We start from the raw sequence: 14,060 nt of genomic DNA on the forward strand, positions 1-14,060 counted from the left end.
CCGCATTCCGTCGTAGGCTTGCTATTCAGTTTTCAAAGACCGAACGAACCCTCCCGATCCGTCTCCGGCTCGGGCCTGACTTGCGCGGTGTCTCGAGGACAATCCGTTCCGTCAGCGAGGGCGGCGTATCTACCATCGGCTCCGGGGCGCGTCAACTGCCTTTCTTCGCGCCGCTTCGCCTCATCGCCGGGACGCCGCCTTACCGCCACCCTCGCGTCCCGCCGGGGGTTCGAGGAGGAGCTACTCCGCCTCGAACCGCGCCGCGCGCTGCATCTCGTCGCGGCGGGCGAGCATGTAACACGGGTCTTTCCGCAGATCCATCCCGCACTCGAAAAAAAAACGGCGCCGTCTCCGGCGCCGCGTGACCTCTCGAGGAGCGGGTCGCTCGCTAGAACGTATAGCGGACGGTCGGGTAGACCGCGAACCCGCTCGCCTTCGCGGTGGTGGCGTACACGTAGTCCCCCGCGAGCCCCACGGAGAAGTGGCGGAGGCGCGTGAAGTACTCGATCCCCGGTCCTCCGGCGACCACCAGGTCGTCGCTGCCGAAGAGCCCCTCGGGATAGCTGCGGGCGTAGCCCCCGCGGCCGTGCAGGTACACGTAGAACCGCTCGAAGTCGTTCCGGTCCTTCGCGCCGAGCACCGCCACGCGCAGGTCCAGGCCCCCGTTGTAGAGGCTGAACGCGCCGTAATTGTCGTTCGCGCGCTCGTTCCCCCCCTGCCCGTAGAGCGAGACGGAGATCCGCTTGCCGAGGTCCACGCCGACGTTCGCGCCGACGAGCAGGCCCCCGGCCCGCCCGCCGCCCTCGCCCGCGTAAGGGAACTTGGCGCGGTCCGAGGTGGGCGTGTCGAGGAGGCCGAGGTAACCCACCTCGAACCCGATGAAGAAGCCGCGCTCCACGTCGCGGAACCGCGCCGCGCGCGGGTCCTCCTGCAGCGCGGGGGCGGATTCCTGCGCGAGGGCGAGCAGAGGTGCCGCGAGCACCACGGCGAGGACGAGTCGCTTCAAGGCCGTCTTCCTATTCCCCGCCCGACGAGCGGAGGATCCACGGGTAGGTGATCACTGCGATCCCGCCACCCTTGGGCTTCGGGAACTGCCAGCTCGTGATGCGGGACATCATGCACTCGTGGACCTTGGCGTCCTCGAGCGTCGTCGCGCCCCCGTCCACCTGCGGGCTCGCCGCGGACCCGTCGCCATTGATGATCCACTTGATGGAGACCTTGCCCTGCAGCTTGGGGTTGATCGCGAGCTGCTGCTCGTAGCAGTAGCGGATCTGCGCGGAGTGCTCCTGGATGACCTTGCGGATGAGCTCCTTGTCGATGGAGCCCATCACCACCGCGTTGCCCGTCGCGACGTTCACGTCGCGATCGCCCTTCTTGCCGAGGCCGCCGACGCCCGTGCCGTAGCCGGCGTACCCGCCGCCACGCCCCTTCGTGCCGACCGCGCCGATGCCGATGGTCTCACCGGAGCCACCGCCGCCCTTGCCCGAGCCGCGGATGCCGAGCCCGCCGAGCCCGTAGCTGTCGCCGACGACCGGGCCGAACATGTTGCCGACGGCGCCCTTCAGATCGCCGCCGAGGCCGCCCGAGCCGAACACCGTCGAGAGGCCCGCCGAGCCGCCCCGCCCGAGCACGCCGAGCAGGCCGGTGCTCTTCACGATCTCCTTGGCGTTCGGGTCGATGGCCTTCGGGGCCGAGCGGGCGTTGGTCTTCGGGGCGTCCTTCTTGCCCATCTGACCCTCCTCGCCCTTGTGCTTCTCGGCCATCTCGCCCGGATCGCCCTTCTTCTCGCCCTTGGGCGCGTCGAGCTTCTTCTGAGGCTCGGGGGCCTTGATGATGAACTTCGCCATCCGCGAGGGGTTCTTGAACAGGTCGTCCGCCACGACGTCGGTGTCGTAGGGGAAGTTGTTCGCCGCGACCATGAACCCGGCCTGGACGAAGAACAGGACGAGGAAGAGGTTCAGGAACTGGTAGTTGATGCGCTCCCAGAAGGGCGCGCCCTTCACCGGCTCCGGCCGCTTCGGCCGCGCCTCGACCGCGAGCTGCGCGCCGATCTCGGCGCGCACCGCGCCCGCGCGAGGGACCGGGATCCAGTAGGCGCCCTCGACCTTCTCGTCCTGGGCGGCCTTCTTGGCGCGCACCAGCTCGCCGAACGTCTGGGTGCCGGCCCGCTCTTCCAGGACGCCCGTCATGCCGCGCCGGAAGGTGAAGCGGTACTCGCCGTCCTCGAAGCGCAGGACCGGGAAGTCGTCGACCGGGAGCCCCTCGAGCCGGACGTCGCACTTCGGGCTCTCGCCGAGCAGCACCGGCGCCTTCGGCTGCACGAACGTGCCCGCCTCGAGGAGCGTGTCGCCCCACAGGACGCGGAGCTCGACGCCGAGGTCGGTCTCGTGGGAGAGGTCCTCGACCTCGGCCGCGGCGGCGCGGCGCGTGCGCGGGGCGGCGGTCCGCGCGGCCTTCGCGGCCGGCTCCGCCACGGGGCGGGCCGGAGCGGGGGCAGGAGCGGCGCTCTGGGGTGCAGGCTCGGGAGGAGCCGCCGCCGCGGCGGGCTCGGCCGCCGGCGGCGTGGGCGCCTCGGCCGCGTGGACGGCCTTGCCGTTCGTGGAGCCGTTCGCGTGCGTGCCGTTCGCGCGGGCCGGGGCCGCGGCGGCGACCGCGGGCGCGGCCACGGCGTGGTTCGGCGTCGCGGCGGTCTCCGACAGCGCCGCGCGGGCGTCGGGCGACTCGAGCACGATGCGCAGGCCGCCGAGCGTGATCTGGTCGCCCACGCGCAGGGCGCCGCGGCTCACCTTCTTGCCGTTGACGAACGTGCCCTCCGCGCTGCCCATGTCGATGATCGAGATGGCGCCGTCGGGCGCGACCTCGATGACCGAGTGGATGCGGGAGATCTTGTCGTCCTCGAGGCAGAGGTGCGCCGAGGCGAGACGCCCGATCTTGATGATCTCGCGGTTGAACTGCTCGCTTCGTACGAGCTCGTCGCCGCGGAAGACCGTGAGGGTGATGGGGGTGGCCATGGGTTCCTAGAGGTCGCCGGACGCCTGCATCACCTTGTCGCGCCAGTTTTCGCGGATCTTGATGAGGTTCGAGTGATCGACCTTGCGGCGCGCCTCGACGTACTCGCCGTCGGGACGCTTCAGGTCGCCCTCGATCGTGTCGTCCTCGAAGTTGATGACGGTCTTCTTCTCGTACTCGACCTTCGGCTCCTGCCCGGAACGCTGCGCCTGAGCCGGCTCGCGCGACTGCGCGAGGGTGGCGAGCGGGAGGGCAATCGCTGCGACGGCGAGAAGGTTACGCATCTTCGGGACCTCTTTCCTCTCGAAAGCTTACCACCGTGGCAGAGCGAGCAAGAAGCGCCCGCCTCCTCGCTTCAGCGTGCGGGGACCTGTGTGGATGTGGTCGCCGCGCCCGCACCCTCGGGAGCCGGAGCCTGCGCGCCGGCCGGCTTCGCCGCGCCCTGGCCCGCCTTCTTCGCCGCCTCCTCGGCGGCCTTGCGCTCGGCGTCGAGCTGCATCTGCTTCGCCGCCTCGGTCGCCCGCCGGTTCTCCTCCAGGATCTGCATGCACTCGCGCTCGAGCCGGGGAGCGGCGGAGTCGGTGGCGGCGACGGGACCGGCGGCGCGCGCGTACGCGCGGAACGCGTCGATCGCCGGCTGGCACTCGTTCTTCACCCGCATGTAGAGCACCCCGCGCGCGAGGTGCACCTCGGGCAGCGTCTCCCCAGCAAGCTTCTCCGCCTCGGCGTAGGACGCGAGCGCCTCGTCGGGCTTCCCGAGGTGGCGTCTCGCGACCCCGAGGGCCAGGTGGACGGGGGCGTTCTTCGGCTCCACCCGGAGGATGGCCGCCGCGTGCTCTGCGACCGCGGCCCAGGCCTGCTTCCGCGTGGCGGCCTCGAGCAGGGCGTACCGCGCCGGGAGGTAGTCCGCCGACAGGGTGAGGGCCTTGCGGTACTGCGCCGCGGCCCCGGCGTCGTCACCCTGGCGGGCGAGCACCTGCCCGCTCACCCAGGGGAGCTCGGGATCCTTCGGGTCGAGCTTCTGGGCGCGGAGCGAGATGAGGTTCGCGAGTTCGAGCTCGTTCCGCTGCAGCGCCACGCGCGCGAGCACCTTGTTCGCGCCGACCGAGGAGGAGTCGCGGAGCAGCGCCTCGCGCGCGAGCCGCCACGCCTCGTCGAGCTGCCCCGAGGCGCGGTAGAGCGCCGCGAGCCGGGCGCGGGCGATCGCGTCCTCCGGGAAGTCGTGGACGACGCGCGCGTAGACGGCGAGGGCCCCCGGCGCGTCGCCCTGCTTCTCGAGCAGCACGCCCAGGTTCACCGCCGCCTGCCGCAGCGAGGGCTTCGCGGCGAGCGCGCGCTCGTAGGCCGCCCGCGCGCCGGACGCGTCACCCTGCCCCTCGAGCGCCACGCCGAGGTTGTAGCGGGCCTCGGGGATCTCCTGCTCGTCGAGCACGGCGCGCCACTTGCGCTCGAGGTGCGCCCAGTCGGTGGGGACGCCCAGCTTGCGCTGATCCTCCTGGGCCTTCAGCGCCTCCGCGAAGAGCCGCTCGGAGCGCGCACCGCCGGTGTCGCCCCCGGCCGCGGGCGCGGCGGACGTCGTGGAGGTGGACGCCCGGCCTCCGCCCTGGTGCGCGTCCGTGGGCCGCGGGCGGGAGCCGGCGCAGCCGATCGCGCCGGCGAGCAGGATCGCGGGGAGGACTCGTCGGGTCGTGGTCACGGCAGCAGGTCCTCGTCTTCCTCGTCGGCCTTCTTGCGTTCCTTCCGCGACGGCAGCGGATCCTCGCTCACGACGCGCCGCTGCGAGTCGGCGGCGGACGGGGCGCGCGCCTCGCCGCGCTGCGTGGCCGGCGTCACGCGGAGGGGCGGCAGGGACGGCTCGGCGTGGCGAGCCGGCGGCGCCTTGGACGCGGGGGCGACCGGCTGGATCTGCGCGAGGATGCCGTAGCCGCTCGGCGCGTCGCGCGTCTCGGGCTGCGCCACGCGCGGAAGCACCTCGGGGGACGGCCCGTACTCGTCGGGCTTGTACTTCATGAGGATGGAGGTCGCCTGCTTCGCGCAGTCGTTCACCACGCCGTAGTCACGCGAGGCGTTCATCGCGAGCTCGAGCCCCTCGATCGCCTTCTGCTCGAGCGGCTCCGCGACCTGCGCGAGCTGCGCCTTGTACTCCTCCACCAGCGCCTTCTGCCCGCGGATCTCGCGGGGGATGGGCGCGTCGAAGAGCGTCTGCGCGAAGCGCTTGTAGCCGAGGCCGATCTTGTAGAGCGCGCAGATGGCCGGATCCGCCTGCTTGAGCTTCACCACCTGCCCGTAGGAGCCCTCGAGCTGCTTCAGCTTGCGACCCTTCACCTGCAGCTGCGCCTTGAGCTGCTTCGGCGCGACGTTCAGGGTGATCCGGTCGTACTCCACGAACTCGGGCTCGAGCTCGAGGTACATCGCCTGCGCGGCCACCGGCAGGCCGCGGTCCTTCACCCGGCCCTGGTTCCGCTTCCAGTAGTGGAGTGCCTCGGTGTAGGTGTCGCGCGCGAGCCGCGCGCTGCCCGCCTTCTCGTAGAGCTTGGCGATGCGCTGGGTGACGGCGAGCCACTCGTCCGGATCCCGCGCGTAGCGCTGGCGGTACTCCTCGAGCTGCTTCAGCTCCTTCGAGGGCTGGCCGCGGCGGCCGTACAGGTCGGCGAGGGAGAGGAAGATGCGCGGCGCGTCGGCGCCCTTCGGCCAGGTCTCGAGGTAGGCCTCGCTCGCCGCCTCCGCGCGCGCCCACTCCCTGAGGCCGGCGCGGAACACGGCCGCGTTGATGATGGCGTCGTTCGCCTTCTTCTCCTCGTAGGCGGCCACGGGCTGCGCCGGCGCCTCGGGGGCCTTGGCGCCCTTCGCGGCCTTCGCGTGGCGGGGCGCGCCCCGCGGCTCGCCCGCCGCGCGCTTCCACTCGCGGAAGTAGCGCTCGTAGAGGTCGGCGGCCTTCGAGAAGTCGGCGATCGCCTCGTACGCCTCGGCGTTGTCGTAGAGCGACTTCGGCGCGAGCTCGTGCCCCGGGTAGCGCTGCAGGAACTGCTCGCGGACCTCCATCGACTTGTCGAGCCGGTGGGCGCGGCCGTAGTCGACCGAGGCGTTGTAGAGCGCCGTCGGCGCGAGGCGCGACTGCGGCCAGTCGCGCGAGAACGCGATGTACTCCTCGGCCGCGGACTCGTAGTCGCGCGCCTTCTCCCGCTCCTCGATGATCTTGAAGGCGCTCTGCTCGATGACCCGCGCGAGGTCGTCCTTCAGCGCCGGGTGCGCCTTGAGGAGCGCGGCGTTGGCGTAGAACCGCTTCGCCCAGCCGTTCACGTTCCGCCAGTCGCCGAGCAGGTTGTAGGCGTCGAGCACGAGGTTCGTGGAGTAGCCGGCGAGCTCGTGCTCGGGGTGGTCGAGCGCGATGCGCGTGAAGAGGTCGGTCGCCTCGGCGAACGCGTTGTGCCGGTAGTGGATGTTGGCGGCCTTGTAGGCGACCTCGACCCACTTCTCGGCCTTCGGCTGGTACTTGAGGTAGCGCTCGCAGGCCGTGAGGAGCTTCTGGCGCGGCGGGGCGAGGGGGAGGCGCTTCTTCGGATCGGTGGGGACGCGCTTCTCGGTCTCGTCGAGCTTCTTCGCGACGAGGTCCCACGCGAACACCGCGTTCTCGAGCGCGTCCTTGAAGAACTTGCCGGGCTTCGCGGGCGGCTTCGCCTCCACCGCCTTCACGTCCTGCAGGGCCACCCGCTCGTACTCGGCGCCCGCCCCCTCGAAGTCGGCGAGCGCGTAGCGGAGCTCCGCGTGGAAGAAGCGCATCTCGTACGCGGTGGGCTCGTCCGGGAAGACGTCGAGGTAGTCGCGGTACACCGACGCGGCGAAGCCGGCGACCGGCTCGTCGCGCGTCTTCTTCCACTCGTTGTGGTACTGCACCGCGAGGATGCGCAGGGTCTGCTCGGCGTCGCGGCGCGCGTCGGCGAGCACCTTCTTGCCCTTCTCGTCCTTCGCGGCGGGCGACGCCTCGATGTCCCGCAGCATCTTCACGAACACGTGCGCCTGCTGGACCGCGGCCTCCTTGCGGCCCATGCGTCCGGCGGAGGTCACGACGCGCGACTGGTAGAACGGCGCCTCCGGCGAGAGCGGCTTCTCGCGGATGAGCCGCGCGTAGACCAGGATGGCGTCCCGATCCTTGCCGTCGCCGTAGTACAGGTCGGCGAGGGACCGGAGCATGTCCCACCAGCCCTTCTCGCCGCCGACGCGCCGGAACTCCTCGGCCGCGGCCTCGGGCGAGCCGACGTGGCTGTAGGTGCGGACGTAGTCCTTCCGCGCCTCCTTCACGAGCGCGAGCTTCTTGTCGGCGGGGACGGTGCTCGTCGGCAGCTCCCCGAAGTAGATGACCGCGCGGAAGAGCTCGAGCGACTGGTCGTACTCGCCGAGGTTGTAGTGCACCCAGCCCTGCTTGTAGAGCGCGTAGGCGTAGACCGAGCTCTCCTGGTACTCGGACGCCTTCTTGTAGGCCTCGAGCGCCCGCTTCAGGTTGCCGTTCCGGTCGGCCTTGTTCGCCTTCTCGAAGTAGTACTCGCCGAACGCCATCCAGGCGTCCGGGACGTAGCGCGAGTTCGGGTAGCGCTCGATGAGCGCGCGGTAGGCCTTGAGCGCGTCGGGGTCGAAGCGGTCGTGCTGCGAGAGGTTCTCGGCGAGGAAGTAGAGCACCTCGTCGAGGCGCGGGTACTTCGGGTACTTCGCGATGATCGCCTTGTAGAGCGCGACCGCCTGGGCCTGGAGCTTGCGGGACTGGCCCTCGAGGTCGGTCTTCTCCGCCTGGAGCCGCGCGGCCTCGGCCGGGTTGCCCTTGCCGAGCGCGATGAGCTGGTCGTCGCGCCGGTTCGCCTGGAAGAAGAAGTACTGCGACTCCTCCCACAGGAGCTCGGCGAGCCGGAAGTACCACTGCGGCGTCTCGACCTGCGAGCCGCCGCCGAGGTCGATGAGCTTGCGGAGGGAGGTGATCTCCTCGCGCCGCTTGTCCGAGACCTGGACCTCGATCACCTTGCGGAAGGACTCGAATGCGAGCGCCGGGCCGCCGGCCTCCTTGGCCCCCGGGCGCGCCGCCTCGAGCGTGCCGCCGAGCGCCGCGTCCGGCGTGACCGAGCGCTTCTGGCCGAGGTCCGCCTCATGGGGCGGGGCCTTGGGATCTGCACCTGCCGTGGAAACGCCGAGCGCCAGGGCGACGCCGGCGACGAGAGCACGATGCATCCTCGAGGCTCCTCTCCGGGGACTACCGGGCCGCTGCGCGAGACCGCGGCAGGCGGTCCTTGCAGCCCTTCGTGAGCGTGTACGAGTACGTGCCGAGCTCGTCGCGCCAGAACTCGCCCTCGTAGGGCCAGTAGAGGTGCTCGTCCGAGACGGCGGTCGAATACTTGAGGTCGCGCAACACCTCCACCTGGCTCCCCCGCGCGAGCGCGCCCTCGAGGGCCTCCCGCTCCTTGCGCGACACCTCGATCTGGATCCGCAGTGCCTGGGCGAGCAAGGTCCGGAGTGAGTCGCGCTCGTACTCGAGCTTGCCCCGGGCGCGCGCACCGGCCTCCTGGACGAGCGCCGCCTTGTCGGCGCGCAGCTTCTCGAGGAGATCCTTCGCGAGCGCCGACTCGCGGAGCTCCGGGCGCCGGCCGCCGATGCCGTGGTCCATCTCGTCGTCGATCTCCCCGATCGACTCCGCGAGGCGGCGGATGTTCTGGTCGGTGTAGGCGACCTTCAGGATCCGGCGCATGATCGCGCCGCCCTGACCGTGCGGGGACCGCTCGATCACCTCGAAGTACGCCTCCGGCGTCTGCGGCCGGCCGGTGATGCTCGCGAGCTCCTGGTACACGGGCTCGTACAGGCGCGAGAACGACTCCAGCACCCGGCGGGCCTCCGGGTAGCGGCAGTTCTCGTAGTAGACGATCGCCTCGAGCACGTAGGACTCGGGGAAGTACTCGTCCTGGAAGTACGGGGACTGGAGCGTCAGCAGGTTGCCGAGGGTCTTCTCGTAGTCGCCGATGCGGTAGTGGGCGTAGGACGCCTCCCACAGCCCCTCGAGCCAGCGCTGCCCGCCCCAGGGCATCTTGCCGTAGTACCAGATGGCGTAGCGGTTCTGCCGGTTCTGGTAGTGGATGCGCGCGAGCTGCAGGAAGGCGAGCTCGCGAAGCTCGGGGTCCGGGTGGCGGCCGCGCTTCGGGTTCGTGAGGCGGATGACCTCCTTGAACGCCTCCACCGAGGCCGGATCGTCGCCCTGCGCGAACAGCACGAGCCCGTCGACGAAGCGCGCCTTCGCGTATACGTCGCCCGAGTCCTCCCCGGCGGACGGCGCGTCGGCCGGAACCGGCGGCCTGGCGCCGGCCTCGCGGCGGACGAGCGACGCGAGCCGCCGCGCCTCGGCCCACGCCGCCTTCGCGTCGGCCGCGCGCCCGGCGTCGGCGAGCGCCCGGCCGCGCTCGAACTCGTACTTCGCGAGCAGGAAGTGGAAGCGGTCCTCGTAGACGGGCGGGAAGCCCCACTGCGCGTGCTTGGCGACGCGGTTCAGCACCGGCTGCTCGTTCTTGAGCTTGCGCCCGACGTGGAACACCCACTCCAGGGCGGAGTGGTAGAAGCGCGAGCCCTTGGGGCCCTTCTCGAGGATCTCGTCGAACGCGGCCAGGGCCGAGTGGTTGAGCCCCATGCGCACGAGCGCCTTCGCGCGCTGGTAGCGCGCCTCGTCGTGCACCTCGGCGAAGCTCGGCTCGCGGAGGATCTGGTCGAACGCCAGGGCGGCGGTCTCCGTCGCCTTCTCGTCGAGGAGCTTCTTGGCGGCGGCGAGGCGCTCCTTCGCGACGGCGGTCGCCTTCGGATCCGCCGGCGCGAGCTTCAGGCCGGGGAGCTCCTGCGGCGGCGCCTCGGGGGCGCGCGCCGCGGGCGGAGCCTGCTCGGGCGGCTCGCCCGGGAGCGCCTCGACCGGCTTCTCCGGCTCGGGCGCGGGCGCAGGGAGCGGCGCCGCCTCGCGCTTCTGCGTCGCGGGCGGCGCCTTCTGGGTCTTCTGGGCGGGCTTCTTCTTCGCCTGCGCCTTCTTCCTGGCGGGCTTCGCCTCCTCCTTCTTCGGCGCGGAGAGGTCGATCCCGAGCTGCGCGTGGGCGGCGGGAGCGCCGAGGAGCGCGAGGAGGAGGGCGGCCAGGCGGCCCCTCGACGACAGGCGATGGCGGGTGGAGCCAGTCATGGTCGGGCTCACGGGAGCGGGCGGTTGCTGAACGGGAAGAAGAAGGAGAGGCCGAGCTCGGTGAAGATCTGGTTCTGCCAGTCCTTGCCCGCTCCGTTGTTGGGCACCTCCACGCCGTAGACGTAGTCCTTCACCTCGAGGCGGAGGGCCAGCCACTCCTTGAGGAACAGGCGCGCCCCGAGCCCCACGTGGCCGCCGACCGTGCTGACGAGCGCCGGGTCCTTCCCGCTCGCCGCCAGCGCGCTGGCGTCCGACGGCCCGAGCACCTCGTCGTGCGAGATGAGGTCCGCGCCCGCGAGGATGGACAGGTCGAAGTGCGCGACCTTCTCCGCGAACACGTTGAGCTTGCCGTACACGGGCGCCCAGGCGAGCTCGGCGCCGACGATCCGGCGCAGCTTGCCGGGGACCTGCAGCAGCATGGCGTCGTTCGCGTCGACGCAGCCGCTGTTCTTGGGGCAGACGACCGCGGAGCCCGTCGGCCGGGTGGCCCCGAGGGCGCCCTGCACGGAGAGGGACCAGGCCTCGGTGAAGTGGTACCCGAGCTTCAGGCCGCCGAAGTACTTCGAGTAGAAGGCGTCGTTCAGCGACAGGTTGCCGGTGGCGGTGAGCTCGACCCGGCCGGCCTTGCGGTAGAGCTGGCCGGAGACGGGAGGGATCTTCCCCGCGAAGGCGTCGGCCTTCGTCTGGGCGAGGGCGGCCCGGGGCGCGGCCACGGCGAGCGTGGCGAGCGCGGCGAGCGCGAGGACGCTGCTTCTGGCGCGGCGCGCGGTCATGGGTAGACGTACTCGAAGCGCGGGGGGAAGAAGAACGACAGGCCGACGTTGGCCACGAACACGCTCTGGACGGTCCCCGGCACCGAGAGGATGGGCTGGTCCGGGTAGAGCGTCGCCATGAGCCCGAGCTCGAAGGCGAGCCATTCCTTCGGATAGAAGCGGACGCCGCCGCCCAGGTCCGTCGCGAGGTGCGGGCCCTCGTTGCGAGGCTCGAGGCTCGTCGCGCTCCAGACGAGGCCGAAGCCCGCCGCGAGGAACACGTCGAAGTGGAGGATGTCCGAGCCGAGGACCGAGGCCTTGCCGTACACCGGCGACCAGATGCCGTCGAGCATCGCCTGCCCGTAGAGCTGGGACGTGAGCAGCTGGCTCTGGAAGGCGATCTTGCCCTCGCGGACGTTGTCGGTGCGCAGCCGCTCGTAGTACGTGCCGCGCACCGCGACCGCGAAGCTGTCCTGCAGGTTGTAGGCGAGCCGCAGGCCTCCGCCGAACTTCTGGTAGAAGGCGTCGTTCACGGTCGCCGAGAACATCGGCGTGAGCTCGAGCCGGCCGCGCTTCAGGAAGCCCTTCCGCTGGACCGCCTTCACGCGATCGCCGAGCGCCACGTCCTCGTCCGTGAAGGGCAGGAGGGGCCGCTTGTCCTTCTTCTCCTTCTCGGGCGCCGCCGCGGGACGCTCGCCCGCCCGGGCACCGCCCGGCTGGGAGAGGTCCATCGGCGGCTGCTCCTCGGCGTCGGAGGGTGGCCGCTGCTCCGGCGCCTCCTGAGGAGGCGGCTGGGTGAGATCGATGCCGGGCACCTCCTGCGCGAACGACAAGGCAGGAGAGAGCACGACCGCTAGCCAGGTTGCGAGGAGCGTTCTCATATGAGGTGGCATGGGCAGCGCCCGGTGGGCATCCTAGCCAAAGGGCGGTGGAGGGGCAACGAACCGGCCCGGCAGAAAACCGCGTGCGTACGCGGCTGTACGTGACTGTCGGCTATCGACCGCTCTCCTGGACGCTTGCTTGTCGGAGGGCGGAGCGCGTGCTAACGATTCCGCGACCCATGCGCTCCCCCGCCTCCAAGCTCGCCGTCGCGCTCGCCTCCATCATCGCGCTCGCCGCGTGCCAGAACCCGGACGTCGGCGAGCCCTGCACGCTGCAGTGGGGAAGCGATAGCTCGCTCCCTCCGCCGACCCCCACCAGCGCCATCGGGGACTACTTCCAGTCCGGCAACACCGCCTGCGACGACCTCGTCTGCATCGTGTCCCCCGCGAGCTCGGACTCGCGCTGGGCCAGGAAGTGCGACGCGGCGAACGGCGAGAACTGCGGCTACTGTTCCAAGCCGTGCGTGTCGAACCAGGACTGCTACACGAGCGAGACCGGGCTCGTCTGCGACATCCTGCTGCCCGACGAGAACTTCCTGAGGACGCTCGATCCCGCGGTGCGCGAGCGCTACCTCGGGGACATCGCGTTCTCGTCGTTCTGTGTCGTGCCGCGGTGACGCCGCGCCTCGTGCGCGCCCTCCCGGCGCTCCTCGTCCTCAGCTGCGTGAACGCCAAGGGAACCGATGCGCCCGCGGCCGCCGCCCGGGTGGTGGTGGAGACCGCCGCCGGGGCGCGCCACCCGGTGCGCGTGGAGCTCGCCCGCACCGAGGCGGAGCACACGCGGGGGCTCATGTGGCGGGAGCGGCTCGATCCGGACGCCGGCATGCTCTTCCTCTTCGAGGAGAGCGAGCCGCGCGGCTTCTGGATGAAGAACACGCTCATCCCGCTCGACATGCTCTTCATCGGCGACGACGGGCGGATCGTCGGGATCGTCGAGCGCGCCGCGCCGCTGACCACCACGCTCCGCGAGGTGGGCGCGCCGAGCCGCTACGTGCTCGAGGTGAACGGCGGCTGGTGCGCCGCGCGCGGCGTCCGCGCAGGCGACCGGGTGCGGTTCGAGAACGTGCCGAGGTTCTGAGGTACGGGCCGTCGCCCGGCGGACGGGGCGACCCCCGAGACCACGCTCACGGCTTGTGCAGGAGCCTCCGCGCGAGCTGCGGGCCGAGGCTCTCCGACATGAGGCCCTCGACGGTCGCCTCGAACTCGGCGCGGTCGCGCGAATCCCCCCAGACGAACCGGATCCCCATCCCCGGGGCGTCGCCGCCCGTCGCGGCGTGGACGACCTCACCCGAGAGCTCGAACGTCGCCGGGCGCCCCGGGATGGTGAGACGGAAGAGGAACCGGGTGCCCACCGGGAGCGCCTTGCGCGTCTTGATGAACGTGCCGCCCTTCGAGATGTTCTTCGTGTAGTCGGCGAAGAAGCTGTTCAGCTTCTTGTAGTCGACCTTGAGCTCGATCGGCGCGCGTGCGTGCTCACGGTTCTCCGTCATCCCGCGCCATGTTATCCCGGAGCCGGTGCGGCCGACAGCGCGCGCCGGCAAAGGCCTTCCCGTGGAGCCACGGTTCCTCCACATCGCCGCCGCGCTCGCGCGCCGCCGCACGGTCCGCGCGGGCGGCGTGGCTCTCCTCGCCGCGGGGTTCGCGGGCGGCTCGCTGCCCCTCCTCGACGCGCCGGGGTACGAGCTCGGAGAGGCGGGCGCCCTCCTCGCGGCGGCCCTCGCGCCCTTCCTCGCGCTCGCCGCCGTGCGAGCCGAGACGGACCGCCCCGCTCCCTCCCCCGCGGCGGCGTTCGGCGGCGCCGTCCTCGTGCTGTCCGCGCTCCTCGCCCTCCTCTTCGCCGGGAGCGTGGCGCGGGCGGCGCTCGGGCCCTGCAGCGCGCTCACCCGGGCGGCCGCCTTCTTCCCGCTCCTCGCCCTCCCCTCCGCGCTCCTCGCGGCCGCGGTCGCGACGCTCGCCGCCGTCGCCGCGCGAGGGCGAGCGCTCCTCGCGGGCGTCCTCTACGCGGCGGCGCTGGCCGCGAGCCTCGCCTTTACGCTCGCGACGGCCTACCGCGGCCCGGCCGCGTTCCTCTTCGATCCGCTCCTCGGCGCCTGGCCCGGGCCGCTCTACGACGAGGCGCTCCCCATCGACGCGCGCCTCCTGCTCTTCCGCGGCGAGGCCGCCGCCTGGGGAGCGGCGCTCGTCGCGCTCGCCGAGGCCGCCCTGCGCGCGCGCCGCGCCGGGCTCCGCGGG

Annotated in this window: 11 protein-coding genes and 1 pseudogene; 3 read left to right on the forward strand and 9 right to left on the reverse strand. The window is 71.6% G+C overall.

Annotation, left to right across the window (positions count from 1 at the left end):
• Positions 1–388 precede the first annotated feature (388 nt).
• The 8 genes from cglE to MNZ39_RS20175 form a co-directional block, all read right to left on the reverse strand.
• Positions 389–1,006, reverse strand: a complete 618-nt coding sequence (cglE, locus tag MNZ39_RS20140) for an adventurous gliding motility protein CglE (RefSeq protein WP_242340876.1) — start codon at positions 1,004–1,006, stop codon at positions 389–391.
• A 10-nt stretch (positions 1,007–1,016) separates the two neighbouring features.
• Positions 1,017–3,011 carry an adventurous gliding motility protein GltG gene (gltG, locus tag MNZ39_RS20145; protein ID WP_242340877.1) on the reverse strand — a complete coding sequence of 665 codons (1,995 nt, stop codon included), beginning with the start codon at positions 3,009–3,011 and terminating at the stop codon, positions 1,017–1,019.
• Between the two features lie 6 nt (positions 3,012–3,017).
• Positions 3,018–3,293 carry an adventurous gliding motility protein CglF gene (gene cglF / locus MNZ39_RS20150; protein WP_242340878.1) on the reverse strand — a complete coding sequence of 92 codons (276 nt, stop codon included), beginning with the start codon at positions 3,291–3,293 and terminating at the stop codon, positions 3,018–3,020.
• Between the two features lie 71 nt (positions 3,294–3,364).
• Entirely contained in the window at positions 3,365–4,705 is a 1,341-nt protein-coding gene (gene gltE, locus MNZ39_RS20155) for an adventurous gliding motility TPR repeat lipoprotein GltE (RefSeq protein ID WP_242340879.1), read from the reverse strand.
• Positions 4,702–8,223 carry a tetratricopeptide repeat protein gene (locus tag MNZ39_RS20160; protein WP_242340880.1) on the reverse strand — a complete coding sequence of 1,174 codons (3,522 nt, stop codon included), beginning with the start codon at positions 8,221–8,223 and terminating at the stop codon, positions 4,702–4,704. The genes gltE and MNZ39_RS20160 overlap by 4 nt, the downstream gene beginning before the upstream one ends.
• A 22-nt stretch (positions 8,224–8,245) precedes the next feature.
• On the reverse strand, positions 8,246–10,195 hold the full coding sequence (gene gltC, locus MNZ39_RS20165; RefSeq protein ID WP_242340881.1) for an adventurous gliding motility protein GltC: 1,950 nt from the start codon (positions 10,193–10,195) through the stop codon (positions 8,246–8,248).
• Positions 10,196–10,203: 8 nt separating this feature from the next.
• Positions 10,204–10,968 (reverse strand): outer membrane beta-barrel domain-containing protein, encoded by a 765-nt coding sequence (locus MNZ39_RS20170; RefSeq protein ID WP_242340882.1) that lies wholly within the window; start codon positions 10,966–10,968, stop codon positions 10,204–10,206.
• Positions 10,965–11,780, reverse strand: coding sequence for an outer membrane beta-barrel domain-containing protein (locus tag MNZ39_RS20175; protein WP_242340883.1), 816 nt, complete (start codon positions 11,778–11,780; stop codon positions 10,965–10,967). The genes MNZ39_RS20170 and MNZ39_RS20175 overlap by 4 nt, the downstream gene beginning before the upstream one ends.
• 227 nt (positions 11,781–12,007) lie before the next feature.
• Here MNZ39_RS20175 and cglC point away from each other — a divergent pair, with 227 nt between their 5' ends.
• Together cglC and MNZ39_RS20185 are read left to right on the forward strand one after the other, a co-directional pair.
• Entirely contained in the window at positions 12,008–12,445 is a 438-nt protein-coding gene (gene cglC, locus MNZ39_RS20180; RefSeq protein ID WP_242340884.1) for an adventurous gliding motility lipoprotein CglC, read from the forward strand.
• The gene (locus tag MNZ39_RS20185; RefSeq protein ID WP_242340885.1) at positions 12,442–12,906 is read left to right on the forward strand and encodes a DUF192 domain-containing protein; all 465 of its coding nucleotides are present in this window, start codon (positions 12,442–12,444) and stop codon (positions 12,904–12,906) included. The genes cglC and MNZ39_RS20185 overlap by 4 nt, the downstream gene beginning before the upstream one ends.
• A gap of 46 nt (positions 12,907–12,952) precedes the next feature.
• Here the strand turns inward: MNZ39_RS20185 and MNZ39_RS20190 are convergent, their stop codons facing one another.
• Positions 12,953–13,318: a TIGR02266 family protein gene (locus tag MNZ39_RS20190; RefSeq protein ID WP_242340886.1), complete on the reverse strand. Its 366-nt coding sequence runs from the start codon at positions 13,316–13,318 to the stop codon at positions 12,953–12,955.
• A gap of 61 nt (positions 13,319–13,379) precedes the next feature.
• On the opposite strand from MNZ39_RS20190, the pseudogene MNZ39_RS20195 reads away from it, so the two are divergent.
• Positions 13,380–14,060, forward strand: a pseudogene (locus tag MNZ39_RS20195) (type VI secretion system protein); the annotation flags it as partial.

The sequence above is a fragment of the Anaeromyxobacter sp. SG66 genome (genome assembly GCF_022690805.1).
In the GTDB taxonomy this organism is placed as follows: Bacteria; Myxococcota; Myxococcia; order Myxococcales; family Anaeromyxobacteraceae; genus Anaeromyxobacter; species Anaeromyxobacter soli.